The sequence below is a fragment of the Aurantiacibacter flavus genome (genome assembly GCF_039710615.1).
In the GTDB taxonomy this organism is placed as follows: domain Bacteria; phylum Pseudomonadota; class Alphaproteobacteria; order Sphingomonadales; family Sphingomonadaceae; genus Alteraurantiacibacter; species Alteraurantiacibacter flavus.
Genome location: NZ_JBDLBR010000002.1, coordinates 25,043 through 49,717, shown reverse-complemented (window position 1 = coordinate 49,717; position 24,675 = coordinate 25,043). Strand labels below are relative to the sequence as shown.

At 64.3% G+C, this 24,675-nt stretch carries 25 protein-coding genes; 11 read left to right on the top strand and 14 right to left on the bottom strand.

Translation table 11 applies throughout. From position 1 onward, the window contains the following. The 9 genes from tatC to ABDJ38_RS04900 all read right to left on the bottom strand — a co-directional run bounded on the left by tatC (position 1) and on the right by ABDJ38_RS04900 (position 7,401). Complete coding sequence (gene tatC, locus ABDJ38_RS04940) at positions 1-843, bottom strand: twin-arginine translocase subunit TatC (RefSeq protein ID WP_346783971.1); 843 nt, start codon at positions 841-843, stop codon at positions 1-3. A gap of 2 nt (positions 844-845) precedes the next feature. Further along, positions 846-1,262, bottom strand: a complete 417-nt coding sequence (gene tatB / locus ABDJ38_RS04935) for a Sec-independent protein translocase protein TatB (RefSeq protein ID WP_346783970.1) — start codon at positions 1,260-1,262, stop codon at positions 846-848. A 29-nt stretch (positions 1,263-1,291) separates the two neighbouring features. Further along, positions 1,292-1,540 (bottom strand): twin-arginine translocase TatA/TatE family subunit, encoded by a 249-nt coding sequence (tatA, locus tag ABDJ38_RS04930; protein ID WP_346783969.1) that lies wholly within the window; start codon positions 1,538-1,540, stop codon positions 1,292-1,294. Positions 1,541-1,613: 73 nt separating this feature from the next. Next, a complete protein-coding gene (scpB, locus tag ABDJ38_RS04925) occupies positions 1,614-2,228 on the bottom strand; it encodes an SMC-Scp complex subunit ScpB (RefSeq protein ID WP_346783968.1) in 615 nt (204 codons plus the stop codon). Further along, positions 2,225-3,028: a segregation and condensation protein A gene (locus ABDJ38_RS04920; RefSeq protein ID WP_346783967.1), complete on the bottom strand. Its 804-nt coding sequence runs from the start codon at positions 3,026-3,028 to the stop codon at positions 2,225-2,227. Before ABDJ38_RS04920 ends, scpB begins: the two co-directional genes overlap by 4 nt. After that, a complete protein-coding gene (gene nagZ / locus ABDJ38_RS04915) occupies positions 3,025-4,041 on the bottom strand; it encodes a beta-N-acetylhexosaminidase (RefSeq protein ID WP_346783966.1) in 1,017 nt (338 codons plus the stop codon). Before nagZ ends, ABDJ38_RS04920 begins: the two co-directional genes overlap by 4 nt. 83 nt (positions 4,042-4,124) lie before the next feature. Next, the gene (locus ABDJ38_RS04910; RefSeq protein WP_346783965.1) at positions 4,125-4,943 is read right to left on the bottom strand and encodes an SPOR domain-containing protein; all 819 of its coding nucleotides are present in this window, start codon (positions 4,941-4,943) and stop codon (positions 4,125-4,127) included. 3 nt (positions 4,944-4,946) lie between these two features. Then, complete coding sequence (gene argS / locus ABDJ38_RS04905; RefSeq protein WP_346783964.1) at positions 4,947-6,695, bottom strand: arginine--tRNA ligase; 1,749 nt, start codon at positions 6,693-6,695, stop codon at positions 4,947-4,949. 55 nt (positions 6,696-6,750) lie between these two features. After that, positions 6,751-7,401: a hypothetical protein gene (locus tag ABDJ38_RS04900; RefSeq protein WP_346783963.1), complete on the bottom strand. Its 651-nt coding sequence runs from the start codon at positions 7,399-7,401 to the stop codon at positions 6,751-6,753. A gap of 75 nt (positions 7,402-7,476) precedes the next feature. Between ABDJ38_RS04900 and ispH the strand changes: the two genes are divergently transcribed. The 3 genes from ispH to rnhA are packed head-to-tail and all read left to right on the top strand — an operon-like array spanning position 7,477 to position 9,876. Next, entirely contained in the window at positions 7,477-8,460 is a 984-nt protein-coding gene (gene ispH / locus ABDJ38_RS04895) for a 4-hydroxy-3-methylbut-2-enyl diphosphate reductase (protein ID WP_346783962.1), read from the top strand. A gap of 10 nt (positions 8,461-8,470) precedes the next feature. Continuing rightward, positions 8,471-9,445, top strand: coding sequence for a homoserine kinase (thrB, locus tag ABDJ38_RS04890; RefSeq protein WP_346783961.1), 975 nt, complete (start codon positions 8,471-8,473; stop codon positions 9,443-9,445). Further along, entirely contained in the window at positions 9,442-9,876 is a 435-nt protein-coding gene (gene rnhA / locus ABDJ38_RS04885) for a ribonuclease HI (protein ID WP_346783960.1), read from the top strand. Before thrB ends, rnhA begins: the two co-directional genes overlap by 4 nt. A 42-nt stretch (positions 9,877-9,918) precedes the next feature. Here rnhA and ABDJ38_RS04880 read toward each other — a convergent pair whose 3' ends face one another. The 3 genes from ABDJ38_RS04880 to ABDJ38_RS04870 are packed head-to-tail and all read right to left on the bottom strand — an operon-like array spanning position 9,919 to position 12,185. Next, a complete protein-coding gene (locus tag ABDJ38_RS04880; protein ID WP_346783959.1) occupies positions 9,919-10,101 on the bottom strand; it encodes a YegP family protein in 183 nt (60 codons plus the stop codon). A gap of 57 nt (positions 10,102-10,158) precedes the next feature. Then, a complete protein-coding gene (locus ABDJ38_RS04875; protein ID WP_346783958.1) occupies positions 10,159-11,277 on the bottom strand; it encodes an NAD(P)/FAD-dependent oxidoreductase in 1,119 nt (372 codons plus the stop codon). Beyond that, positions 11,274-12,185: an alpha/beta fold hydrolase gene (locus ABDJ38_RS04870; protein WP_346784748.1), complete on the bottom strand. Its 912-nt coding sequence runs from the start codon at positions 12,183-12,185 to the stop codon at positions 11,274-11,276. The genes ABDJ38_RS04875 and ABDJ38_RS04870 overlap by 4 nt, the downstream gene beginning before the upstream one ends. 146 nt (positions 12,186-12,331) lie before the next feature. Between ABDJ38_RS04870 and ABDJ38_RS04865 the strand changes: the two genes are divergently transcribed. From ABDJ38_RS04865 to ABDJ38_RS04835, 7 genes are all read left to right on the top strand, one after another. After that, positions 12,332-12,823 (top strand): A24 family peptidase, encoded by a 492-nt coding sequence (locus ABDJ38_RS04865; RefSeq protein WP_346784747.1) that lies wholly within the window; start codon positions 12,332-12,334, stop codon positions 12,821-12,823. A 72-nt stretch (positions 12,824-12,895) separates the two neighbouring features. Beyond that, entirely contained in the window at positions 12,896-13,975 is a 1,080-nt protein-coding gene (gene cpaB / locus ABDJ38_RS04860; RefSeq protein ID WP_346783957.1) for a Flp pilus assembly protein CpaB, read from the top strand. Between the two features lie 23 nt (positions 13,976-13,998). Then, a complete protein-coding gene (locus ABDJ38_RS04855; RefSeq protein ID WP_429771088.1) occupies positions 13,999-15,633 on the top strand; it encodes a type II and III secretion system protein family protein in 1,635 nt (544 codons plus the stop codon). 14 nt (positions 15,634-15,647) lie between these two features. Continuing rightward, positions 15,648-16,298: a CpaD family pilus assembly protein gene (locus tag ABDJ38_RS04850; protein WP_346783956.1), complete on the top strand. Its 651-nt coding sequence runs from the start codon at positions 15,648-15,650 to the stop codon at positions 16,296-16,298. Between the two features lie 5 nt (positions 16,299-16,303). After that, on the top strand, positions 16,304-17,596 hold the full coding sequence (locus tag ABDJ38_RS04845; protein ID WP_346783955.1) for a pilus assembly protein CpaE: 1,293 nt from the start codon (positions 16,304-16,306) through the stop codon (positions 17,594-17,596). A gap of 62 nt (positions 17,597-17,658) precedes the next feature. Beyond that, positions 17,659-18,630, top strand: a complete 972-nt coding sequence (locus tag ABDJ38_RS04840; protein ID WP_346783954.1) for a type II secretion system F family protein — start codon at positions 17,659-17,661, stop codon at positions 18,628-18,630. 19 nt (positions 18,631-18,649) lie between these two features. Beyond that, positions 18,650-19,657 (top strand): type II secretion system F family protein, encoded by a 1,008-nt coding sequence (locus ABDJ38_RS04835; RefSeq protein WP_346783953.1) that lies wholly within the window; start codon positions 18,650-18,652, stop codon positions 19,655-19,657. A gap of 27 nt (positions 19,658-19,684) precedes the next feature. On the opposite strand, the gene ABDJ38_RS04830 is transcribed toward ABDJ38_RS04835, so the two are convergent. Then, complete coding sequence (locus ABDJ38_RS04830) at positions 19,685-20,164, bottom strand: MarR family winged helix-turn-helix transcriptional regulator (RefSeq protein ID WP_346783952.1); 480 nt, start codon at positions 20,162-20,164, stop codon at positions 19,685-19,687. Between the two features lie 47 nt (positions 20,165-20,211). Further along, the gene (mtnP, locus tag ABDJ38_RS04825; protein WP_346783951.1) at positions 20,212-21,123 is read right to left on the bottom strand and encodes an S-methyl-5'-thioadenosine phosphorylase; all 912 of its coding nucleotides are present in this window, start codon (positions 21,121-21,123) and stop codon (positions 20,212-20,214) included. A 320-nt stretch (positions 21,124-21,443) separates the two neighbouring features. On the opposite strand from mtnP, the gene ABDJ38_RS04820 reads away from it, so the two are divergent. Then, positions 21,444-24,644 carry a TonB-dependent receptor domain-containing protein gene (locus ABDJ38_RS04820; RefSeq protein WP_346783950.1) on the top strand — a complete coding sequence of 1,067 codons (3,201 nt, stop codon included), beginning with the start codon at positions 21,444-21,446 and terminating at the stop codon, positions 24,642-24,644. Positions 24,645-24,675 lie beyond the last annotated feature (31 nt).

The following is a 24,675-nucleotide window of genomic DNA, read 5'->3' as shown; positions in this document are numbered from 1 at the left end:
TTACTGAAGGTCGCGGTCGCCGAATTCGGGGGCCGGTTGTTCGGCGCTCGCGGCTGGCTCAGCCTCGGGCTCCTCGTCATCCTCGGCCACGCGCTTTCTCTCGACCAGCCGCATCAGCAGCAGCGAGCCTTCGAACAGGACCAGCAGAGGCACCGCCAGCAACAGCTGCGAACCAGGATCGGGCGGCGTGATGATCGCTGCCAGCGCAAACACTGCCACGATCACATAGCGCCGTGCCTTGGCCAGCTGCGCGCGCTCGAGAATGCCCGCCGTGTGCAGCAGCATCAGCAGCACCGGCATCAGGAAGCTCGCCCCGAAGGCGAGGATGAACTGCATAACCAGCGACAGGTATTCGTTTGCGCTCGGCAGCGCCTCGATCTTCATGCCGCCTGCCTCGCCCTCGAAGCCGAGGAACCAGGTGAAAGCCGTGGGCATCACCACGTAATAAGCCAGCGCCGCGCCCATGATGAACAGCACCGGAGTGGCGATGAGGAAGGGCAGGAAAGCCCGCTTCTCGCGCGCATAGAGCCCCGGCGCAACGAAGGCCCACAGCTGGTTGGCGATCACCGGGAAGCTGAGGCAGAACCCGGCGAACACCGCCACCTTCAGCTCCACGAAGAACACCTCGTATAGCTTGGTGAAGATCAGCTGGCCCTCACCTTCGGGGAAGGCATCCTTCAACGGCTGGATCAGGAAGCCGAGGATCGGATCGGCGAAGTAGAAGCAGATGGCAAAGGCGATGCAGAAGGCGACCAGCGCACGCACCAGCCGTCCGCGCAGCTCGATCAGGTGTTCGAGCAGCGGGGCCTGCGTATCGTCGAGATCCTTGAGCGAGAATGCCATGGTCAGGCCTGATTGCCCGGCTTGGCGGTGCTGTCGGTGGTGGGATCAGGAGCAGAGGCTGGCGCGGGAGCGGGCGCAGGCTCGACTGGCTCGACTGGCTTGGCGCTTTCCGCCGAGGCCGGTGCTGGCGTTGCCGCAGGCGGCGGATAGGCTCCGGTCGGCTCCATCTCCTTGGGGCCACCTTGCGGATGCTCACGCATGATGCGGGCGTTCTGCTCTTTCCACTTCTTCTCCATATCCTCCAGCTCGGCCTCGCGCACCATGGCGTCGATCCCGCTGCGGAAATGGCTGGAAAGCTTGCGCATCTTGCCGATCCACCGGCCCGCCGTGCGCATGGCAAGCGGCAGGTCCTTGGGGCCGATCACAATCACCGCCACAATGACGATGACGAGCAGTTCTGCAGCACCGATGTCGAACATATCAGCGGACCTTCATGCCGCTTCGCCAATCAGGAAGCGGTCTTGTCGGTCGCCTTGGCGCTGTCGACCGGTTCCCCGGCGCTATCGGCGGAAGGTGCGCCGATCTGGCCGGCGGGCTTTTCAGCCGGTTTGCCGGCGTCGACGTCTTCGCTCATGCCCTTCTTGAAGCTGGAAATGCCCTTGCCGAAATCCCCCATCATTTCGGAAATGCGGCCACGCCCGAACAGGACGAGCACGACAACGGCGATGATGGCAATCTGCCAGACACTAAGACCCATGACACAACTCTTCGGTTAGAGGACTGGGCCTTCTATAGAGGGGCGAAAGCGGCATGGCCAGCGCCGCAAGCGCTCAGGATGAAGAATCCTCGCGCTCGTCGGGCTCGTCATCGCCCTGCTCGTCCGCAGCCATCATCTCGTCATAAGCTTCATCAACCGGATCAAGCAGGCCCGCCGCCTTCAACTCGTCGATACCGGGCAGATCGCGGCGGCTGGCGAGGCCAAAATGGCTGAGAAACTCGGGTGTGGTGGCATAGATCAGCGGACGGCCCGGCACCTCGCGCCGCCCCACCGAGCGCACCCAGCCCGCCTCCATCAGCACGTCGAGCGTGCCCGACGAGGTCTGCACCCCGCGGATCGCCTCGATCTCGGCCCGGCTGACCGGCTCATGATAGGCTACGATGGCGAGCAATTCGGTCGCCGCGCGACTCAGGCGGCGGACCTGTTCGCGCTCACGCCGCAGGAGATGAGCGAGATCGGGCGCGGTCTGGAACTGCCAGCGCCCGCCGCGCTCGACCAGCCGCACCCCGCGCTGCGCATAGTGCTCGGTCAGCTCGGCCAGCGCCGCGCCAACCTCGGCCCCTTCGAGGTGAGTCGCGATCTGGTCCTTGGTCATGGGCTCTTCCGCCGCAAACAGGCAGGCCTCCACCGCGCGCACGAGATCGTCGGGGGCACTGTCCTCGCTCATGAGGCCATCCGCCGCAGATGAAGCGGGCCGTAGGTTTCTTCCTGCCGCAGTTCGGCCTGCCCGGTGCGCGCCAGCTCCAGCGCGGCGACAAAGCTGGAGGCGAGCGCCGAACGCTTGAGGCGCGGATCGGCATGGGCAGGCAGGAAGCTGCGCAGTTCAAGCCAGTCACGCGTCACGCCGAGCATCGCCGCCACCCGGTCGATTGCCGCTTCGAGGCTCATCACCGGACGCTCGCGCACCATGTGGACCACCGGCTCGTTGCGCAGCTTGACCTGGCCATAGGCGTTGATGAGGTCGTACCAGTCGCAGGTCCAGGCGCTCTTGGTGAGCACGCGCAGGCCTTCGGGCGCACCGCACGCGAACACGTCGCGGCCCAGCCGGTCGCCCGCCATCAGCCTTGCTGCCGCCTCGCGCATCGCGCCCAGCCGTTGTAGGCGCAGTTGCAGGCGCAGCGCCAGTTCCTCGGGACTCGGGTCTTCCTGCTCCTCGCGCGGGAGCAACAGCGCGCTCTTGAGGTAGGCCAGCCACGAAGCCATCACGAGATAGTCGGCAGCGATCTCCAGCTTCAGCGCTTCGGCCTGCTCGATATAGGCGATGTACTGATCGACCAGTTCGAGGATCGAGATTGCCTTCAGGTCGACTTTCTGCCGCCGGGCCAGATCAAGCAGCAGGTCGAGCGGACCTTCCCAGCCATCGAGTTCGAGGTAGAGTGCGTCCTCGTTTTGGGCAGGTGCTGCGACGGCAGGGCCTGCCCAGTCGCCATCGGCTGGCGCGGCGGTAGCGGCGCCCTCTTCGCTCACGCGTTCGCCTCGACCAGCCCTAACAGACTGTCGCGCTTGGCCAGAAGCTCATGCCGTCGCGCGAAGTCGGGCGCTTGCGGCACGGCCAGCGCCGCATCAAGCCGCTCTCGCGCAGCCTCTGTGATCGCGGGCAAACGTTCGGCAATGCCGGTCATATCGTCCAGCTTGGCCCAGCAGTTGAGCACCAGATCGCAGCCCGCCGTAATCGCACGCTCGGCGCGTTCGGGCACGCTGCCAGACAGCGCCTCCATGTCGATATCATCGGTGAGCAGCAGGCCGCCAAAGCCGATCTCGCCGCGAATGATCTCGTCGATCACCGTGGGCGAGAGCGTGGCAGGGTTTTCGGCGTCCCACGCCATATACCGGATATGGGCCGACATCGCGATCGGCGCATCGGCGAGGCGGCGGAACGGCGCGAGATCGGTTTCCAGCTCCTCGGCGCTCGCCTCCACCACCGGCAGATCCTTGTGGCTGTCGACCATCGCGCGGCCATGGCCAGGCATGTGCTTCACGCACCCCGTCACCCCGCCACGCGCGAGCCCATCGAGAATGGCACGACCAAGCGCTGCGACGCGCAGCGGCTCGCTGCCCAACGCGCGGTCGCCGATAACATCGTGCGCGCCCTCTTGCCGAACGTCGAGCAAGGGCAGGTAGTCGACCGTGATGCCGACCTCGGCCAGATCAAGCGCCAGTGCCTCGGCATTGGCGCGCGCGGCCTCTATCGCGCTGGCGGGGGCCAACTCGTAAAGCTCGGCAAAGCGCGAACCGGGCGGAAACGCAGCCCAGACCGGCGGCTTCATCCGCGAAACGCGCCCCCCTTCCTGATCGATGGAAATCAGCAGGCGCTCGCGGCCGTGAAGGCTGCGCAGCTCCTCGGTGAGAGCGCGCAGTTGCTCGCGGTTTTCGACGTTGCGACCAAACAGGATATAGCCCGCCGGGTCACAATCGCGGAAGAAAGCGCGCTCGTCATCGGTCAGGGACAGACCGGAACAGCCGAAAATCGCCGGGATCATGCCGCCAGCTTACGCACAAAAGCGCTGCTTTGGGCAAGAGGACAGCCAGTGCGGGCGGGGAAAACTCTCCGCCCGCTGCCTGCTTATCGCTTCACCTGACAGTCGCCGCCAGCGGCGCGAACCGACCGGCAGACCTCCTCGGCAGCCGAGGCCGAGCCCGCCAGAGCCTGCAAGCGGTACACCGTCGCCCCATCGACCACCGCTTCCTGAATGCGGTGGTTGAGGCCACTCAGCGCTTCATAACGGCCCCGAACCTCGTTCCAGCCTTGCTCGGCGCGGGCGCGGCTGGAATAGGCAGCAACCTGGATCGGCACGCCGCTGGCGCTGCTCGTAGAAGCGCTGGCCGAAGGCGTCGGGCTCGGCTCGGGGCTGGCCCCCGCTTCGCTCTGCGTGCGGTCGATGCTTGGTGTGGGGGTGCTATCGCTCGCAAGCTGCGAATCGCGGCTCTGCCCCTCGCCCACCTCGAAGCTCATGTCGCCGGTGCCGGCAACCTCGGTGCCGCCGGGATCGTCGGGCGCGGTGCGATAGGGTTCCTCAGGGGCTTCGATCGTGCTGCCTTCGGCCTGCAACTCGCCATCCTCGGCGGGCTGCGACAGGAACCAAAGCAGCGCGAGCAGGCCAAGCAATGCGGCCAGCGCCACCACCACGAGCGCCACCAGCCGACCGACATCGACCCCGCCCTCGTTTTGGTCTTCATCCGATTCAAGCCACGGCAGCCGCTCGTCCATATCGGAGAGCATCACCGGCTCTTCGGGCAGGTCCTCTTCCTCGTCGGAATGCCGCAATGACTGTTCGGGCAGCTGATCCTGCGTGATTGCACGCGCGTCGATGTTGTCATCGTCGCTGCCAGCCACATCATCGGGAATTGCGTCCCCGTTGCGATCATCGCCACCCGTCTGCATTGCCTACAACTCCTCGACCGCCTCGACCCCCAATATTGCGAGACCGTTGCGAATAACTTGCCCGATCTGTTGGGCGAGGAAAAGTCTTGCCCCGGAAATGGTTAATTTCTGTGCAACAATGATACGTTTTTGCGGATCGTCGTTGCCCATGTTCCACCAGCCGTGGAGCGCCCCGGCCAGTTCGTAGAGGTAAAACGCGATCCGGTGCGGCTCGCGCGCACGCGCTGCCGCCTCGACCTCGCGCGGGAACTGCGCGGCCAGCTTGATCAGCGCCAGCTCGTCCTCGCCCAGCAGCTCGGCCTGATCGGGCAGCGGCTCCACGCCCTCTTCCGCCGCGCGGCGCAGGATCGAGCATATCCGGGCATGGGCATACTGGACGTAGAAAACCGGGTTGTCCTTGCTGGTCTCGACCACCTTGACGAAGTCGAAGTCCATCTGCGCATCGGGCTTGCGGGTCAGCATGGAGAAGCGGACCACGTCCTTGCCGACCTCATCCACCATATCGGCAATGGTGACGAAGTTACCGGAACGCTTAGACATTTTCGCCGGTTCGCCATCGCGCAGCAGCTGCACCATCTGCACCAGCTTCACGTCGAACGGGATCACCTTGCCCTCGCCCTCGGCGAGCGCGGCAACGGCAGCCTTGATCCGCTTGACGGTGCCGGCGTGGTCGGCGCCCCAGATGTCGATCAGCGCGTCGGCGCTTTCGGCCTTCTGCATGTGGTAGGCGAGGTCGGCCCCGAAGTAGGTCCACTTGCCGTCGCTCTTCTTGATCGGACGATCCTGATCGTCACCGAACTTGGTGCTGCGGAACAGCGGCAGCTCGACCGGCTCCCAGTCTTCGGGCGGGGCCTTGCCCTTGGGAGCTTCGAGCACGCCATCGTAAACGAGGTCATGTTCGCGCAGCCATGCTTCGGCCTGCTCGGGCTTGCCCGCCGCCTGCAATTCGGCCTCCGACGAGAACACATCGTGCTGAATGCCAAGCATGGCGAGGTCCGCGCGGATCTGGTCCATCATCGCGGCGACCGCCTTGCCGCGGAACAGCAGCAGCCATTCGCTTTCGGGCGCTTCGCGATATTTGTCGCCGAATTCCTCGGCCAGCAGCTTGCCGATAGGCTTCAGGTATTCGCCCGGATACATCCCCGCCGGAATCTCTCCGATATCCTCGCCGAGCGCCTCGCGATAGCGCAGGTGGGCCGAGCGGGCGAGCGTATCGACCTGGCTGCCCGCGTCGTTGACGTAATACTCCTTCGTTACCGCGTGGCCCGCATACTGGAGCAGGTTGGCGAGCGCATCGCCCACCACCGCGCCCCGGCAATGGCCCATGTGCATCGGCCCGGTCGGGTTGGCCGAGACATATTCGACGTTCACCCGCGTGCCCTCGCCCATGCCCGAGCGGCCATAGTCGGTGGCGAGCGAGGCGATGGCGGCCAGCTCTTCTTCCCAGGCCTTGCGATCGAGCCGCAGGTTGATGAAGCCCGGCCCGGCGATTTCATCCGAGACGATGGCTGGATCGCGGCTCAGGTGCTCGACGATCTTTTCGGCCAGCGCGCGAGGATTGGTGGCGGCGGGCTTGGCCAGCACCATCGCGGCATTGGTGGCAAGGTCGCCATGCGAGGGATCGCGTGGCGGCTCGACCGCGACATTGGCGCGGCTTACGCCAGCGGGCAGCACGCCCTCGGCCTCAAGCGCCGAGAGCACGGCATCGATACGGGCCGCAAAGGCGGCATAGAGCGTTTGAATATCCGACATGGCGCGCCGTTAGCCCAAGCGCGCGCCCATATCCAGCAGGCTTAGCGGCCAGCCCTTAACGCGTAGCGTTGTAGGCGAGTTGCTCTTCGGTCAGCTGGAAGCCGATCAGCAGCTCGAACGTGGCTTTCGCAACGGCAGCGCGCACGTCGGGTTCGGTCAGCGGATCGATCGCGGCGTCAGCTTCGCCCGCGCGGCGCTTGCGGGTGATCCGCTCGCGGATATCGGCGGGCAGGGTCGCCTCGGCGCGGTCGACCCAGGCCTCCGCGTTGCCGCTTGCCTGCGCGCGCGCCTGTCCGTCGGCGAAGCTCACCTGCACGGTGCCCACGCGCTTGGCCACGACATTGTCATTCCCGCGCACGACGGTGGAGAAATAGGGCAGCTCTACCGTACGCGCGCCTGCCGTATCCTCGCGGCTGGCGACGACATCGAAGGTGGCCGAAGTGAATACCTGGCCGCCATTCTCATCACAGGTGGAGCGGACATTCGTGATATAGGCAGTCACGTCCATGGCATCGAGCGTGCGCGCATCGGCGGGCGTGAAAGTGGTGATATCGCCGGTGTAGATCGGCACGCCGACAGCCGGGCAAGTCGAGCGCAGCGCGGTGATGCCCACGCCCTGCTCGATCACGATATCGCCCTCGCTCCTGCATCCGGCCAACGCCAAAAGTGTTGCCAAAGCGCCGGTGGCGATCATCCTCGGGTGCATCGAATATCCTCGTATATCTGGTGGCGGGTGCCCTAACCCTTTCGCAGCGCGGTCACAAGCGCTAGAGGCGCGGATATGAACGCCCCCTTTCCGAGCCAATCGCCTCAGGACGCAGCCAAGCTGCCGCTGACCGTGCTGATCGCCGCCCCGCGCGGTTTCTGCGCCGGGGTCGACCGCGCTATCGAGATCGTCGAGCGCGCACTTCAGCGCTATGGCGCGCCGGTCTATGTTCGCCACGAGATCGTCCATAACAAGTACGTGGTCGAAAACCTGCGGGCCAAGGGCGCGGTGTTCGTGGAGGAGCTGGACGAAGTGCCCGCCGATGGCCACGTGGTGTTCAGCGCGCACGGCGTGCCCAAGTCGGTCCCGGCCGAGGCCGAGCGGCGCGAGCTGACCTACCTTGATGCCACCTGCCCGCTGGTGAGCAAGGTCCACCGTCAGGCCGAACGCCAGATAGAGAAGGATCGGCATATCATTTTCATCGGCCACGAGGGCCATCCCGAGGTGATCGGCACCATGGGCCAGGTGGAGCCGGGGCAGATGACGCTGGTGGAAACGGTGAAGGACGTGGCCGCCCTGCCCTTCGCGCAGGATGTTCCGCTTGCCTATCTGAGCCAGACCACGCTTTCGGTCGACGATACCGCCGAGATCATCGCCGCGCTCGAAGCGCGCTATCCCGAGATAGCCGGGCCGAAGGCGGAAGACATCTGCTATGCCACCTCCAACCGGCAGGCCGCGGTCAAGCGGATCGCTCCGGCAAGCGATCTGGTGCTGGTGATCGGTGCGCCAAATTCATCCAACTCGCTGCGGCTGGTCGAGGTTGCCGAACGGTGTGGCACTCAGGCCAAGCTGATCCAGCGAGGCGATGAAATCGACCCCGCCTGGCTTGATGGTGTCGGCACAATCGGTGTCACCGCCGGGGCTTCGGCGCCCGAACGGCTGGTGCGCGAAGTGATCGAGCGGCTTGGCGAATGGCGCGCGGTGGAAGAGCGCACGCTCGTTTCCGCCGAGGAAAAGATGGTGTTCAAGCTCCCGCGCGAACTCGCCGACAGCGAATAGGACAAGCGCCTTGGCCGTTTACACGCAGCTCTCTGCCGAGACTCTCGCCGAGCTGATCGCGCAATACGACGTGGGCGAGCTGGTCTCGGCCAAGGGCATTGCCGAGGGCGTTTCCAATTCGAACTGGCTAATCGAGACAAGCGGCAAGGACGGGGCAGGCGCTCGCTTCATCCTCACCATGTACGAGAAGCGGATCGACCTTTCCGACCTGCCCTTCTTCCTCGACCTGCTCGACCATCTGGCCGCGCAGGGGTGCCCCGTGCCGCGCACGATCCACGACCGCGCGGGCGCTTCGTTCCGCTGGCTCGACGGCAAGGCGGTGGCGCTGATCGAGTTCCTGCCCGGCGTCTCTGTTGACCACCCGACCGAGGGACAGGCCTACAGCGTCGGCGCGGTGCTGGCAGAGATGCATCTGGCCGCCGAAGGCTTTGCCGCCAGCCGAGCCAACACACTCGGCCCGGAAACGTCCGCGCAGGTGCTGGCAGAATGCGGCGAGGCGGCGCTGGCCGAAATCGCCCCGGCGCTGCCCGCCACCATTGCGCAGGCGCGCGAGGTGGCCGAGGCTTGGCCGACCGATCTGCCGCGCTCGATCATCCATTCGGATCTTTTTCCCGACAACGTCCTGATGCGCGGTGACGAGGTCAGCGCGCTGATCGACTTCTACTTCGCCTGCACCGATGCCATGGCCTACGATCTGGCCGTGACTCACGCGGCCTGGAGCTTTTCGTCTGACGGACACGGCTATCGCGCCGAGATCGGCCGCGCGCTTGTCCAAGGCTATGAAAGCGTGCGTAAACTTGGCAAGGACGAACGCGCCGCGCTGCCCGTGCTTGCGCAAGGGGCCGCGCTGCGTTTCGTGTCCAGCCGCGCGCAGGACTGGATCGAGACACCCGCCGATGCGTTGGTCACGCGCAAAGACCCGATGGCCTTCGTGCGTCGGCTGGATTTCTATCGGCGCGAAGGTGGAGACCTGTTTACGGCATGAAGGAAGTCGAGATTTTCACCGATGGTGCCTGCAAGGGTAACCCCGGCCCCGGCGGCTGGGGCGCGCTCCTGCGGATGGGGCCGCACGAGAAGGAACTCTCGGGCGGCGAGCCCGATACCACCAACAACCGGATGGAAATGACCGCCGTGCTGCGCGCACTAGGGGCACTGATCGAGCCGTGCCATGTACGCCTGCACACCGACAGCCGCTATGTGATCGACGGTATGACAAAGTGGATCCACGGCTGGCAGAAGCGCGGCTGGGTCAATGCCAGCAAGAAGCCGGTGCGCAATGCCGATCTGTGGCACGACCTGATCGATGCCGCAGCGGTCCATGAGATTGAATGGATCTGGGTGCGCGGCCACTCGGGCCATGCGGAAAACGAGCGGGTCGATCGCCTCGCCAGCGATGCGGCCGACTCCGCCCGTTAACACCTCAGGGCCCGTTAACGCCTCCGGGCCCGTGAAACCACATCAGGCGTCGGAGTTGTCGACGACCTCGGCCTCGGGGCCGTTCTTCTTGATCGATTCGATGGCGTTCTTGGCGCTCGCCTTCGAGGCATAGCCTTCGGTTGAGAACATGATTTCCGAATTGTACTTGAAACGGACCCGGAACTCTCCGGCCTTGTCCTTGTAGATTTCAAAGTGATGAGACACGCACTTGTCCTCTCGTTGCTAAAGCCAAGCCAACTATAGCAAATCGCAAGCCGCTGACTAGCCGAAGCGGGCCGCTGCGTATGGTGCCGGATCGATGTCTTGCGTCATCGCATCGGCCGCGCGGCGCAGCAGCAATTGCGCGCCCAGCCGCGCCCCGGCGGGCGAGGTCTGGATGCCGTAGCCGCCCTGGCCTGCGTACCAGAAAAAGCCCTCCTGCCGCGGGTCGAAACCGTAGACCGGCGCGCGGTCGGGGGCGAAGCTGCGCAGGCCCGCCCACTTGTGTTCAACCGCATCGATCCGCCAGTCGACCACCTGCTCGAAACGGTCGATGGCCAGCGCCACGTCCAGCTCTTCGGGTGCTGCGTCGCAGGGTTCGCTCGGCGTCTCGTCCTGCGGGCTGAGCCAGAGCTTGCCCGCCTCGGGCTTGAAGTAGAACTGCCCCGAAATGTCGAGCACCAGCGGCAGGTCTTGCGGCACCGCCGGGGTGCAGCGCACCTGCGCGATGGTGCGGCGCAGCGGTGTGATCCCAAGCGGACATGCACCGCAGGCGCGCGCAACTTCGTCGGCCCAGGCCCCGGCGGCATTGACGATCACGCCTGCGCGCATTTCACCGGCAGGACCAAGGTCGACCAGCCACCCGGCCCCGTCGCGCTCCGCCGCATGCAGGCGGTGGTGCGTGCGGATGTCCACCCCGGCGGCGCGTGCGCGGGCGAGGAAATGCTGGTGCAGGCTCGCCACATCGATGTCCGCGCAATGCGGCTGGGTGATCGCGAGGCTCCACTCGGGCCGCACGCCGGGCACGATGTCGCGGATCGCCTCGCCATCAATCCGCTCGATGGTCACCCCGCTATCGGCAAATCGCTCCATGAAGGCGTCGACTTGCGATCGGTCCTGCTCGCGCGACAGGTAAAGCGCGCCGCGCGGGGTGAGAAAGCCCCCTTCGCGCAGCGCCGTGCCCGAGGCCATGGTCAAAGGCACGATCTCCGGCCCGCCATAGCACTCTTCCCAGAACGCGGCAGAGCGCCCGGTCGTGTGATAGCCCGGCTGGCTCTCCGCCTCGACCACCACCACCCGTCCAGCGCCGTGCTCGGCTGCTTCGGCGGCGATGCTCGCCCCGGCAATTCCGGCCCCTACGACCAGAACATCGCAATCCTGCGCACCCATATCTGCTGTCATTCTCCGTTCGTCGTTCGCCGCGCGAGAAAGTCGTCGATCGCGGCCAGCGCCTTGTCGCGCACCGGATCGACCTCGCGCAAGATCTCGTGGTTCGCCTCGGCCCCGAATTCAAGCAGCTCGGCATCGGGCAGGCGCCGCACGGCCACCCGGATCGCTGCAGGGCTGACGAGCTTGTCCACCGCGGTCGCCACGATCATGACCGGCACGTCAACGCTCTCAAGCGCGCCGGGCGCAAACAGCGCCCTGGTCGAGCGGGTGGCCGCCGCCAGCCAGCCCCAACTGCCCGGCCCCAGCTTCAGTTCCGGGCGGGCCTCTCGCCAGAAGTGCTCGTCGGCATAGCGATCCGAATCATGGGTGAGCAGCCACTGGCGCGAGCTCGGCTTGCTGCCGGGTTTCTCGCTCATCTTCCAGGCCGCGCGGCCCGGATCGCCCAGCCGCGCCATCGCATCGGCCACCAGCCGCTTGGCGAACAGCGGCAGATGCTCTGGGAAGATATCGAGCATCGGTGCCGACAGCACCAGCGCCGCCGGACGCGGCTCCAGCACGCGTTCGAGCGCGGCCCGTAGTGCGAGATGACCGCCCATCGAATGGCCGAGCAGCACCAGCGGCCCCTGGCGACCATCGGCCCAGTCGGCCCAGAGCGCGGCAAGGTCGGCCACCCAGATACCGAAATCGTCGATATGCCCTGCGTCGGCCACACCCAGCCGGCCCGAGCCGCCCTGCCCGCGCCAGTCGGCCGCGCTGACCTGCCAGCCCGCCAGCCGCCAGTGCTCGAAGCTTTCCAGATACTTCTCGTAGGCATCGCCGCGCCCGGCCATGAACAGCATGTGCCCGCGCGGGCTCACCCCGGCGGGAGGCTCGGGCCAGTCGATCCGGCGGATGGCATGGCCATCGGCAGCGTGCCAGATGGTCTCGCGCGCAGAGGCCGGAATGGCGCGCCGGTCGAAGGCGTCGGCTTTGGGCGTGTGGTGAATGGCGACCTCCCGGGCGTGGTTACTGTTTCGTAAGCACTACGAGCTAGCACCCATGCTCATGGGGAACCCACGAGAGCATGATGGTTGACGATCCATTCCAGTACGGACTGCTATGCGCCTTGGCAATTGCACTGCTGGTTGCCGCCTTCACCGATATCCGCAGCCGCCGCATAGCCAATTGGCTGAACGGAGCGATTGCGCTGGGGGCGCCGATCTACTGGTACGCCAGCGACATGGCCTTATGGCCTGATGTCGCCTGGCAGATCGGGCTGGCGCTGGCGACCTTCGCCGTGCTGGCGGGCCTGTTTGCGCTGCGTGCGATGGGCGGCGGCGACGTCAAGCTGCTGACTGCGCTGGCGCTGTGGATCGAACCGCTCACCTTCCTCAACCTGCTGATCATGATGGCGCTGCTTGGCGGTGTGCTCACCATCGCGTTCGGCCTGTGGCACGTCACCCGTCGCCAGAAGGACAAGCTGACGATCCCATACGGGGTGGCGATTTCGCTGGCAGGCCTCTGGATCATTTACGGAATTATCCATCCCGCCCTGCCCGCGACACAGCTGGCCGGGTGAACCCGATCTTAACCACTGACCGCCTAATGACGCGAGACCAACGCGCAAGGACCTGAAGGGGCGTATCGCACCATGGACAAGAAGAAGCTCGTATTGCTGGTTGCAGCATTGGTCGTCGCGGTGGGGACCGCGCTGGCCGCTCGCAGCATGTTCGCGGGTGCCTCTGCGCCAGAGGCCGAGGCGGCCGTGGTCGAGCCGCAAGGCCCCAAGGTTCTCGTCGCCAAGCGCAGCCTTCCGGTCGGCACCATCATCACCGCCGATGCCATTTTCTATCAGCAGTGGCCGGAAGAGCTGGTGCAGGACGCCTACTTCATCGACGGCGAAGTCAACATGGATGGCCTGCTCGGCACCGTCGTTCGCAACACCGTCACTGCCGGTGAGCCGGTGACCCAGGGCGCGCTCGTCGCACCGGGCGACCGCGGCTTCCTTGCCGCCGCGCTTGGACCGGGCATGCGCGCCGTATCAGTTCCCGTTTCAGCCCGCACCGGCGTTTCCGGCTTCGTCTTTCCGGGTGACCGCGTCGACCTCGTGCTGACCCAGACCGTGCAGGGCGATGCCGAAGGCGGCACGCTCAACACGTCCGAAACCGTGCTGTTCAACCTGCGCGTGCTCGCCACCGACCAGGACACCGAAAGCGTCACCAACGAAGACGGCAAGACCGTGGTCCGCCAGTTCCGCGCCGTCACGCTCGAAGTGACGCCGCGCATCGCCGAGAAGATCGCCGTTGCCCAGACCATCGGCACGCTCAGCCTGTCGCTGCGCTCGATCGCCGACAACCAGTCCGAACTCGAACGCGCGCTGGCTTCTGGCGATGTCGACCTGCCCGACAATGCGAGCAAGGAAGAGGAAGAGGCGTTGCTGCGCACGGCGGTTTCTCGACCGCGTGACAGCTCCACCACCTATGTGACCGGCGGCGACGTGTCGCGCTTCCAGCGCAGCACCATGCCACGCCGTTCGCCTCCGCCGCAGCAGGCCGCAGCCGGCAATCAGGCCGCGTTCAATCCGCTGGGCCAGATGACCCAGACCGTTGCCGCGGCCGTCCCGCAGGGCCCCACCGTGCGTGTGACGCGCGGCCAGGAAACCACTGTCGAGCCGGTCGGCAAGGCAGGCTCCCTGCTCGACCGCGGTGCGGCGACCACCGGTCAACGCTGAGACGCGAGAACAAGGTGACAGTCATGAGCCACTCCAACCCGCAGCCGCATCCCGGCAAGTTCGCCAACCTGAAAGGCAAGTCGATGCACAGCCGCCTTACCAAGATCGCGCTGAGCGCTGCCTGCGCGCTGGCCCCGCTGGCCGCCGTCCCGGCCGGCCCCGCGCAGGCCCAGGGCACCATCGCTCCCGCGCAGGATATCGTCCTCTCGATCGGGCGCGGTGAACTTGTCAACGTACCGGGCTCGATGACGGATGTCTTTGTTTCCAATGATACGGTGGCCGATGTTCAGGTGAAGTCGCAGCGGCAGCTGTTCGTGATGGGCAAGTCTGGCGGCGAGACCACAATCTATGCCAGCAACGCAACGGGCGACATCATCTGGTCGGCCAATATCCGTGTCGGCTCGAACATCGATTCGATAGACCAGATGCTGGCGCTCGCCATGCCCGAGGCAAAGGTGAACATCGCCACCATGGGCTCCAACACCGTGCTGCTGACCGGCACCGTGGGCGCGCCCGAAGATGCCGCCGAGGCCGAACGGCTCGTTGCGGCCTTCGTCGGCGAAGATACCAACGTCATTTCGCGGCTGCGCATGGCGACCCCGCTGCAGGTCAACCTGCGTGTCCGCTTTGCCGAGGTGAGTCGCTCGCTGGTGCGCGCCCTTGGCGCAAAGCTTACCACCATCGATAGCACCGGCGGATTTCAGTTCGGCCTCGCCCGAGGCACGCCTTTCAGTGATTTCAATCCGGGCCGGGCGCTCGGGGTCGGCAACGATGTTTCGCAGTATGTGATCGACCCGAATGACCCGACCAAACTGATCGAAGTTCCCGGATCGAGGGCCACGACGGATGCCGCCGGCACGACCTTGTCGGGTATCGGCCGTCTCCTCGGGCTGGATATCGGCGGCACACTCGATCTGGCGGAAACCGAGGGCCTTGTGACCACGCTGGCCCAGCCCAATCTAACTGCGCTATCTGGCGAAACCGCCGAGTTTCTCGCGGGCGGTGAGTTTCCGATTCTCGTACCGCAGGCGCTTGGCACCAATTCTATTGAATACAAGAACTATGGCGTCAGCCTCAGCTACGCGCCCACGGTGCTGGCCAATGGCCGCATTTCGATGCGCGTGCGACCGGAAGTTTCGGAGCTGTCGGCGCAGGGCGCCATCAATCTGAATGGCAATTCGATCCCGGCGCTCACCACGCGCCGCGCCGAAACGACCATCGAGCTGGGCTCGGGTGAAAGTTTCATGATTGCCGGGCTGCTCTCGAACAACGCGCAGAGCATTATCGACAAGACACCGGGCGTGGGCGACCTGCCGATCCTCGGCAACCTGTTCCGCTCGAACCAGTTCCAGCGCGGTGAAACCGAGCTGGTGATCGTCGTCACCCCCTATCTGGTGAAGCCGGTCAACGACAGCGATATCCGCCTGCCGACCGACGGCTATGCCTCGCCCAACTTCGGTGAGCAGTTCTTCTTCAACCGCGAGACCGCTGGACGCCCCGGCGCAATCCGGCCGATGCCGCGCGCTGCCGGCGAAGCAGGGGCCAATCCGGCGGTAAGCGCCGCCGATCAGAGCGGCGCAGTGCGTGCCGACGGCGCGCCTGCTGCTGCCCCCGCCCAATCCGCCGAGGCCGCGCGCCCCGGCTTCAGCCTGAACTGAGAAGGGTTCTGAAGATGACCAACAGCCGCAATCGCGCCGCCACTTCGGTCCTGGCCCTCTCGCTTGCGCTGGGCCTCGCCGCCTGCTCCGCGACCGACGGGACCACCAATGGCACCCTCTATTCGGTTCACGAACCGGTCGTCGAGCGCAACAACTATACGCTCGATCTCGCCACCAATGCGGGCGGCCTGCCGATCAGCGAACAGCAGCGTCTGGCTGACTGGTTCGAGACGATGGATATCGGATATGGCGACCGCATTGCGCTCGATGCCGCAATCGACAACCCTGCCGTGCGCGAGGATGTGACCGCCCTCGCCAGCCGCCACAGCCTGCTGCTGAGCGAAGGCGCTCCAGTCACCGAAGGCTTCATCGATCCAGGTAAGGTGCGCGTCGTCGTCACCCGTTCGCGCGCGTATGTGCCGAACTGCCCTGACTGGACCGACCAAGAAGGCACCACGCTGGGCAACAACACCTCCCCGAACTTCGGTTGCGCGGTCAATTCGAACCTGGCGGCGATGATCGCCGATCCCGAACACCTGCTCGAAGGGGCGCGTGGGACGGGCGAAACCACGGTGATGACCTCGAACCGCGCCATCCAGTCCTATCGCGAGCAGGCCCCGACCGCCTCCGAAGGCGTCACCGCAAACGCAAGCACGGGGAACTAACGACAATGAGCGCACCCTGGAAACCCAGCCCGATGGGCAACCGCGATCCCTTCGCCGCCTATATCTGCGACGAGGCCGCGCTTGATGTGCTGCGCCCGGTCGTCAGCGAAATGGGCTGGCAGAGCGAAAAGTGCAACAAAGGCGGCCTGCGCAACGCAGTCCAGTCGCTCTCGATATCGGCCAGTCCGGCCATCCTGATGGTCGACCTCTCCGAAAGTGGCGACCCGCTAAACGACATTAACGCGCTCGCCGAGGTCTGCGAGCCGGGCACGGTGGTGATTGCCATCGGTCAGGTCAACGACGTTCGCCTCTATCGCGACCTGCTGTCCAGCGGCATTCACGACTATCTGCTCAAGCCGCTCTCGGCCAATCAACTGCGCGATTGCCTGACACAGGCGCAGGCCGTGTTCAGCAACCCGCGCGGCGGCGACCACGGCGAAGAGCGCGAACACATTGCGACTGCCGTGGTTGGTACGCGCGGCGGCGTCGGCGCCTCGATGCTCGCAACCTCGCTCGCCTGGCTGTGCTCGACCGACTATGATCGCTCCACCGCGCTGCTCGATCTCGACGTTCATTTCGGCACCGATGCGCTGTGTCTCGATCTCGAACCGGGCCGCGGTCTTACCGATGCCATCGAGAATCCCGGCCGCATCGACGGCCTGTTCATCGAGCGCGCGGCGATCCGCGCCAACGAGAAACTGGCGATCATGTCGGCGGAAGCATCGATCAACGCGCCGCTGATGACCGATGGAACCGCCTTCCTGCAATTGCAGGAGGAGTTTCGCGCCGCCTTCGACATGACCATCGTCGATCTGCCGCGCAACATCCTGATCAACTTCCCGCACCTGCTTGCCGAAGTTCACGTCGTGGCGCTGGTGTGCGAACTTACGCTGGCCTCCGCCCGCGACACGATCCGCATCCTGTCTTGGCTCAAGAGCAACGCGCCCAACGCTCATCCGATGGTGGTGTGCAACAAGGTCCAGCCCGGCGCGGCCGAAATCTCGAAGGCCGATTTCGAAGCCTCCATCGAGCGCAAGATCAACTACATGATCCCGTTCGACCAGAAGGCAGCGGTCAATGCCGCCAAGCTGGGCCAGACCTTTGCCGAGGCCAACAAGAATGCCAAGGCGACCGCCCCGATCAGCGAGATCGCCCGGATCATCACCGGCATCAGCGAAGACGATGGCGCGGCGCTCGCCAATTCGTCCAAGTCCGGCTCTTCGCTGCTCGACAAGTTCGACCTCAAGGCCTTGCTTGGCGGTTCGAAGGCCAAGGCCGATGCGACGCCGGCCGAGTAAGATTCAAGCCGGCCACTCCGGCCCCGCGGGGCGCAGGCATGGCGGGTGAAAGAAGGTAGACGATGAACATCCTCCAACTCCTTCTTGTCGGCACCGGACTGATGACGCTGATGGTCCTTGGCTATCTGCTACTGTCGGGACCGAGCCCGACCAAGGAAAGCGCACGCCGGTTGCAGGCCGTGCGTTTCCGCCATTCCGAAAGCACGACCGACAAGGTCGAAAGCCAGCTCAAGAAGGCTATCGCTGCGCGCCGCCCCAAGGCGCACCGGATTGCTGGCGCAGGTTCGCGCGGTGAAGCGCTGGCGCTGCGCCTTGCCCGCACCGGCAAGGGCTGGACAGTCACGCAATATGTCTATGCCTCGGCCGGGCTTGCCCTCGTTCTGACGGCGCTGATCTACCTGCAGACCGGAGCCGGGCTGCTGGCGCTAGGCATGGGGCTGATGCTGGGTGCGGGTGTACCGCATCTCGTGGTCGGCCACTTCATCAAGAAGCGGATGAATCAGTTCAACGCCAAGTTCCCCGATGCCATCGAACTGCTCGTGCGCGGCCTGCGTTCGGGCTTGCCGGTCTCCGAGACGCTCAACGTGGTGGCGCAGGAAATCCCCGGCCCCGTGGGCGCGGAGTTCCGCAGCGTGGTCGAACGCATCAAGATCGGCCGCACGATGGAAGAAGCGCTGCAAGAGACCGCCGACAAGCTGAACACGGCGGAATTTCAGTTCTTCGTGATCACGCTGGCGATCCAGCGCGAAACCGGTGGCAACCTGGCTGAAACCCTCTCCAACCTCGCCGACGTGCTGCGCAAGCGCGCGCAGATGAAGCTCAAGATCAAGGCGATGAGTTCGGAATCGAAAGCCTCGGCCTATATCGTGGGCGCGCTGCCGTTCATCGTGTTCATCCTGATCTACTGGATCAACCCCAGCTATATCGGCGGCTTCTTCACCGAGGATCGCCTCATCGTCACCGGCATCGGCGGCCTTATCTGGATGACCATCGGCGGCTTCATCATGGCCAAGATGGTCAGCTTCGAGATCTGAGCGGGGAAGGACCAGGCATATGTCACAAGGCGGACCTACCCTCCTCGGGGTCGATATCATCCTCGTTGGCTCGATCCTCGCAGCCATCGCCGCGATGGCCGTGATCTTCGCGATCTACACCGCGATCACAGTCAAGGATCCGATGGCCAAGCGCGTGAAGGCACTCAACGCGCGGCGCGACGAGCTCAAGTCGGGCATGATCTCGCACAGCTCGCGCAAGCGCCAGAGCCTCGTGCGCCGCTCCGACACCACCGACAAGATGAAAGACACCCTGCAGGGCATGAAGGTGCTGCAGGAGAGCCAGGTCAAGGATATCCAGCAGAAGCTGGCGCAGGCCGGCTACCGCAACAAGGAGCTGGCGGTCGTCATCATCTTTGCCCGCATGGTCCTGCCGATCGTGCTGGGCCTGATCGGCGTGGTGATGTTCTACTGGTCCGACATGTTCCCCGACTGGGGCAGCTTCAAGCGCTTCCTGGGCTTCGCCGCTTTGGTGATCCTGGGCTACAAGGGGCCGGACCTGTTCATTTCAAACGTCGCCAACAAGCGCACCAAGGAGATCCAGAAGGGCTTGCCCGACGCGCTCGACCTGCTGGTGATCTGCGCCGAGGCCGGTCTCACGGTCGATGCGGCGTTCAACCGCGTCGCGCGCGAACTGGGCCGCGCCTACCCCGAACTGGGCGACGAGTTCGCGCTGACCGCGATCGAGCTTTCGTTCCTTACCGAACGGCGCCAGGCCTTCGAAAACTTCGCCTATCGGGTCGATCTCGATGCGGTGCGCGGCGTCGTCACCACCATGGTGCAGACCGAACGCTACGGTACCCCGCTGGCCTCGGCCCTGCGTGTGCTCTCGGCCGAATTCCGCAACGAGCGCATGATGCGCGCGGAAGAAAAGGCCGCGCGCCTGCCCGCGATCATGACCGTGCCGCTGATCCTGTTCATCCTGCCGGTGCTGTTCATCGTGATTCTTGGCCCGGCGGCCTGTTCGATTGCCGATGCCTTCTCGGGCGGCGGACCGGGCGCCAACTAAGCGCGCCCTGCCTCATGCGCGGCGCGGCTATTCGATCCCGAAGTTGTCGCTGACGATATCGTCGGCATCGACGATGGCCGACTGCCGGTGCAGCCGGTCAAGCATCGCGCGAAACATGTCGAGCTCGGCATCGCTGAACCCGGCGCAGATCCGCCGCTCCATCTCGCGCGCGAGCGGCATGATCTGGGCGTGCATCTCATGCCCCGATTCGGTCAGGTCGAGAAGATGCGAACGGCCATCTTGCTCGTTTGGCGTACGCTCCACCAGACCGCGATCCTCGAGCACCTTGCAGGCGCGGTTCACCGCCACCTTGTCCATCAGTGAGAGCCGTGTGAGATCGCGCTGGGTAATCGTGCCGAAGTCGCCGAGCAGCGCCATCACCCGCCATTCCGGCACCGACAGCCCCCAGCGGGCGCGATATTCCTGTGCGATCCGACCGCTCACCGCGTTCGAAGCGATGGAGAGCTGATAAGGCAGAAACCGCGCGAGAGGAGCCATTTGTTGCATAGGCAACTATCCTTCAACAGCTGAGAAAAAATTGCAAGTATCGCTCGTCAGGTGTCCCGATTCGGCAATCCCTGCAATAGCCGTCCGGCGACGGCATCGAGCCTGGCAGCGCCAAGCCCGGCAAGGTTCTCCCGCGCGGAGACTATGGCGGTGTCGAGGACGGTGTCGATAGGGCTGGCCGAACGCGTCGCGGGCAAGGCCTCGGCAAGAGCGGCGATCAGCGCGCGGGCCTTATCGGCATTGGCGCGCATCACGGTGAGAATCTCGGCGACATCGACATCGGCATCGCTCTCACGCCAGCAGTCGTAGTCGGTGACCATTCCGACGAGCGCATAGGGCAGCTCGGCCTCGCGGGCGAGGCGCGCTTCGGGCATGGCGGTCATGCCGATCACCTGCCCGCCCCACTGGCGATACATATGGCTTTCCGCGCGGGTCGAGAACTGCGGCCCCTCGATGGCGACGTAGGTGCCGCCCGCGTGGACCTTCGCGCCCGCCTTGCCCGCCGCCTCGCCCGCGAACTGTGACAGGCGCGGGCAGACCGGATCGGCGAGCGGCACATGGGCGACGATGCCATCCCCGAAGAAGCTGCGCGCACGGCCCAGAGTGCGGTCGATCAACTGGTCGACCACCACGAAGTCGCCCGGCGCCATCTCTTCGGCGAGCGAGCCGATGGCGCTGATCGCGACGACATCGGTGACACCGCACCGCTTGAGTGCATCGATGTTGGCGCGATAATTCACCTCGGAGGGTGCCAGTGCGTGCCCTGCCCCATGGCGGGCGATAAAGCTGAAGCGGACGCCGCCGATATGGCCGGTGGTGATCGGTCCGGACGGCGCGCCAAAAGCACTGGCGACACGGATTTCCTGCGCGTCTTCCAGCGCGCCGGGCTCATAAAGGCCGGAACCGCCGATCACGCCGATATGCCATTTGCCGCTGGCCTTGGTGGTTGTGTTGGGCACCGTCTTCTCCATTCAGGAACACGCCGGAACGCGTGAGCGGCCTTGTCTTAGCGGGGCCGCTCGGCCATTATCCAGCGTGTTTTTCCCATCGGGAAATACGAGGGAGCGAAGCGCCTCTCGCGATTGTGACGAATCTGCAACAGCGGTGAAACAATCTCGCAATTTAGGTTGATATGAATTGAAACTAAATCCTTCTTAAAGCAGTCGTGCGCTCAAGTGAACGCCCGCTGACTCGCCGCATTGCTATTTGCTTGCGCCCGACAGCTCACCGTTCGCGATTTTCGGGTCACACTTTGGCCGCTTACTAGGGACTGCAACCTGTGAAGCTTCAATCCATTCTCAAAGGCGCAAGCGCGCCGATCGCCCTCTCTGTCGCGCTTTTGGCGACGCCTTCGTTCGCGCAGGATGCTTCGGACGAAGGCGTCACTGACGAGGTGGCGACCACCAGCGTCAACGATCAAGACGCCGTCATCACTGTTACCGGCTCGCGTCTGCGTCGTCCGGAGATCGAGTCGACGGTTCCGATCACTAACTTCGGCGGCGACCAGATCTACAAGCAGTCCACGCCTAACGTAGGTGAGGCTCTCAACAACCTGCCCGCGCTGCGCAGCACCTATGCGCAGTCCAACCCGGAACTTGGCATCGGCATTGCCGGCCTCAACCTGCTTGACCTTCGCGGCCTCGGTATTCAGCGCACCCTGGTCCTCGTAAACGGGCGCCGCCATGTGCCCAGCGACATTCAGTCGACCGCCTCGGCTGTCGACGTGAACACCATTCCCAACTCGCTCGTTGAGCGCGTCGAGATCGTGACTGGCGGCAACTCGGCAATTTACGGTTCTGACGCCATCGCCGGTGTCGTGAACTTCGTCATGAAGGACGACTACGAAGGTGTGAACATCCGCGCCGGTGGCGGCATGCCTGAGTATGTAAACGGGTCCAACTATTACATTTCGGGAGTGGCTGGCACCAACTTCGCGGATGATCGCGGTAATGTCACGCTGGCGCTTGAGTACACGAACCAGAATCGTGTTTTCGCATCCGACGTGCCGTGGCGGCGTAGGAGCTACGGCTACGCAACCGTGGACACCGATTCGAGCCCTGGCGACGGCGTGCCTGACCGCCAGTTCTTCAATGATCTTCGTAATACCACCATCTCCCGCTACGGGCTTGTTGCCTTCCTGCAGCCCACGCCCAATCCGGACTGTGGAGGCACTTCGGTGTCAGGCGCAGCATATAACTGCGATTTCATCTTCCAGCCTGATGGCACCCTAGTTCCCGTCACCTTCGACCAGCGTGTTGGCACAGGCAACTTCGGCACCTACATCGGTGGCAACTCTGACACCGGCCAGGAAGGTCGTCAGGTCTCTGTCTATCCGGAGAGCGAACGTTACGTCGCGAACCTGTTTGCCAAGTACGAATTCAGCCCGGCTGCGGAGGTGTTCTTCGAAGGCAAGTACATCCGCGCCGAATCGGTCGGTTCGAACTCGGGTCCGGCATTCAACCAGGGCCAGTTCATCACCTTCAACGACAGTCGCGCGCGTCTGCGTCTGGACAACCCATTCTTGAGTGGTCAAGCCCGCCAGATCATCACCGATCAGTTGATTGCTTCGGGCATCAATAACGATCTGGTGCCAGTCTTCGGTCCTCTTACGGCGGGTGATTACACCGACATTGCGAATGGCAGCTATCGCTTTGCCATCGCCAAGAGCTTCGAGGATCTGGGCATCCGCGACGAAGATACGGTACGCGAGACCTATCGCGCTGTTCTGGGAGTCCGCGGCGATCTTAGCCCTAACCTCAACTACGAAGTGTCGGCCATCTACGGTCGGACGAATGAGACCGTCGATATCCTTGGCAATGTCAATATTCAGCGCCTAATGCTGGCGCTCGACGCGGGCGTGAATCCTGCCACCGGGAACATCGAGTGTCGTGCCAAATTCGATCCGAACGCGGCTTTTGCTTCACCCGATGTCGACACCGCTGGCGGTGCCGCGACGCTTGCTGGCGATATCGCGGCCTGTGTGCCCTATAATCCGTTCGGAATGCCCGACAACGCTGCCGCAGCCAACTACATCGTTTCCAATTCGGGTAACGAAGGCTGGCTGGAACAGTTCGACGTTCAGGCGTTCATTGCAGGCGACACCGGCAGTTTCTTCGAGCTTCCGGGCGGTCCTGTGGGCTTCGCGATCGGTGCCGAGTTCCGCCGCGAAGATGCGTTCTTCGAAGCCGACGACGTCGTCAACTCGGGCCTGACCTTCCTCAACGCCCTGCAAACGTTCGACCCGAACCCCACCGAGGTGAAGGAAATGTTCGGCGAAGTCGACGTTCCGTTGCTCGGAAACATGCCGTTCTTCGAAGAACTGGGACTGACCGCAGCCGGCCGTCTGTCCGACTACGGTGGCGCCACGGGTACGGTGTTTGCCTGGAACGTGGGCGGTCGCTGGTCACCGGTGCGGGACATCACCTTCCGCGCCAACTACGGCAAGGCGGTGCGTGCTCCGAACTACACCGAGACGCAGTCCCCGCTTTCGCAGAACTTCGCAACGCTTGAAGATCCTTGCGCCGACTCGCGGATTAATGCGAATCCTAACCGTCAGGCCAACTGCGCGGCGGATCTAGGGGCAAACCTCACCAACCCGGCCTATCAGAGCTTCGTTGCAGGTTCCTATTCGCTCGAAACGCTATTGGGTTCGAACCCGAACCTCACTGCCGAAACTTCGAAGTCGCTGACCCTAGGCGCGGTAATCCAGCCGCGCTGGGTACCGGGCCTGTCCATCACGGTCGACTATTACGACATTGACGTGAGCAATGTCATCGATGACGTCGGTGCCCAGACCATTGTCGATCAGTGCTACGACCTGCCGACGTTGAACAATCAGTTCTGCGCCCAGTTCGAGCGTAACGACACCTCAGGACTCGGCCCTGATGGCGAGCAGCCAGGCACTATCCTGAAGCAGTCGCTGATCGAAGGCCCGCTCAACTTCGCGCAGCGTCAACGTCGCGGCATCGATGTCGACGTCCAGTACAATCACGAGGTCGCCAACAACGTGTTCCTCAACGGCCGCGTCTATTACACGCATGTACTGAAGGCGAGCGACTTCACCAATCCGACCGACCCATCCTTCGAAGATGTTGTTCGCGGTGAACTTGGGGATCCGATCGACGAGGTTGTGTTCAATCTCGACCTCTCCGTCGGTAATTTCACGTTCGGCTATGGGGCCCATTACATCGGTCCGATGTATTTGGGTGACTACGAATACTACAACCCGCTGAACGGCAACCCGCCGACCAACCCGGATGCCTATCCGCAGGAGAAGTTTCCGGATGTGCTCTATCACAACTTCCGGGTGGCGGTGAGAGCTGACCAGATTGCTCCGGCAACCTCGGGTGAGTTCTTCCTCGGTGTAGATAACGCGTTCGACAAGCACCCCCCGCTCAGCGCCACCGGCCTGACTGACGGCAGCGCGATCTTCGACGTTTGGGGCCGCCGCTTCTATGCCGGGTTCAGCCTGGATTTCTAAGCGCACCCGTCTGATAACACAGGCAAAGAAA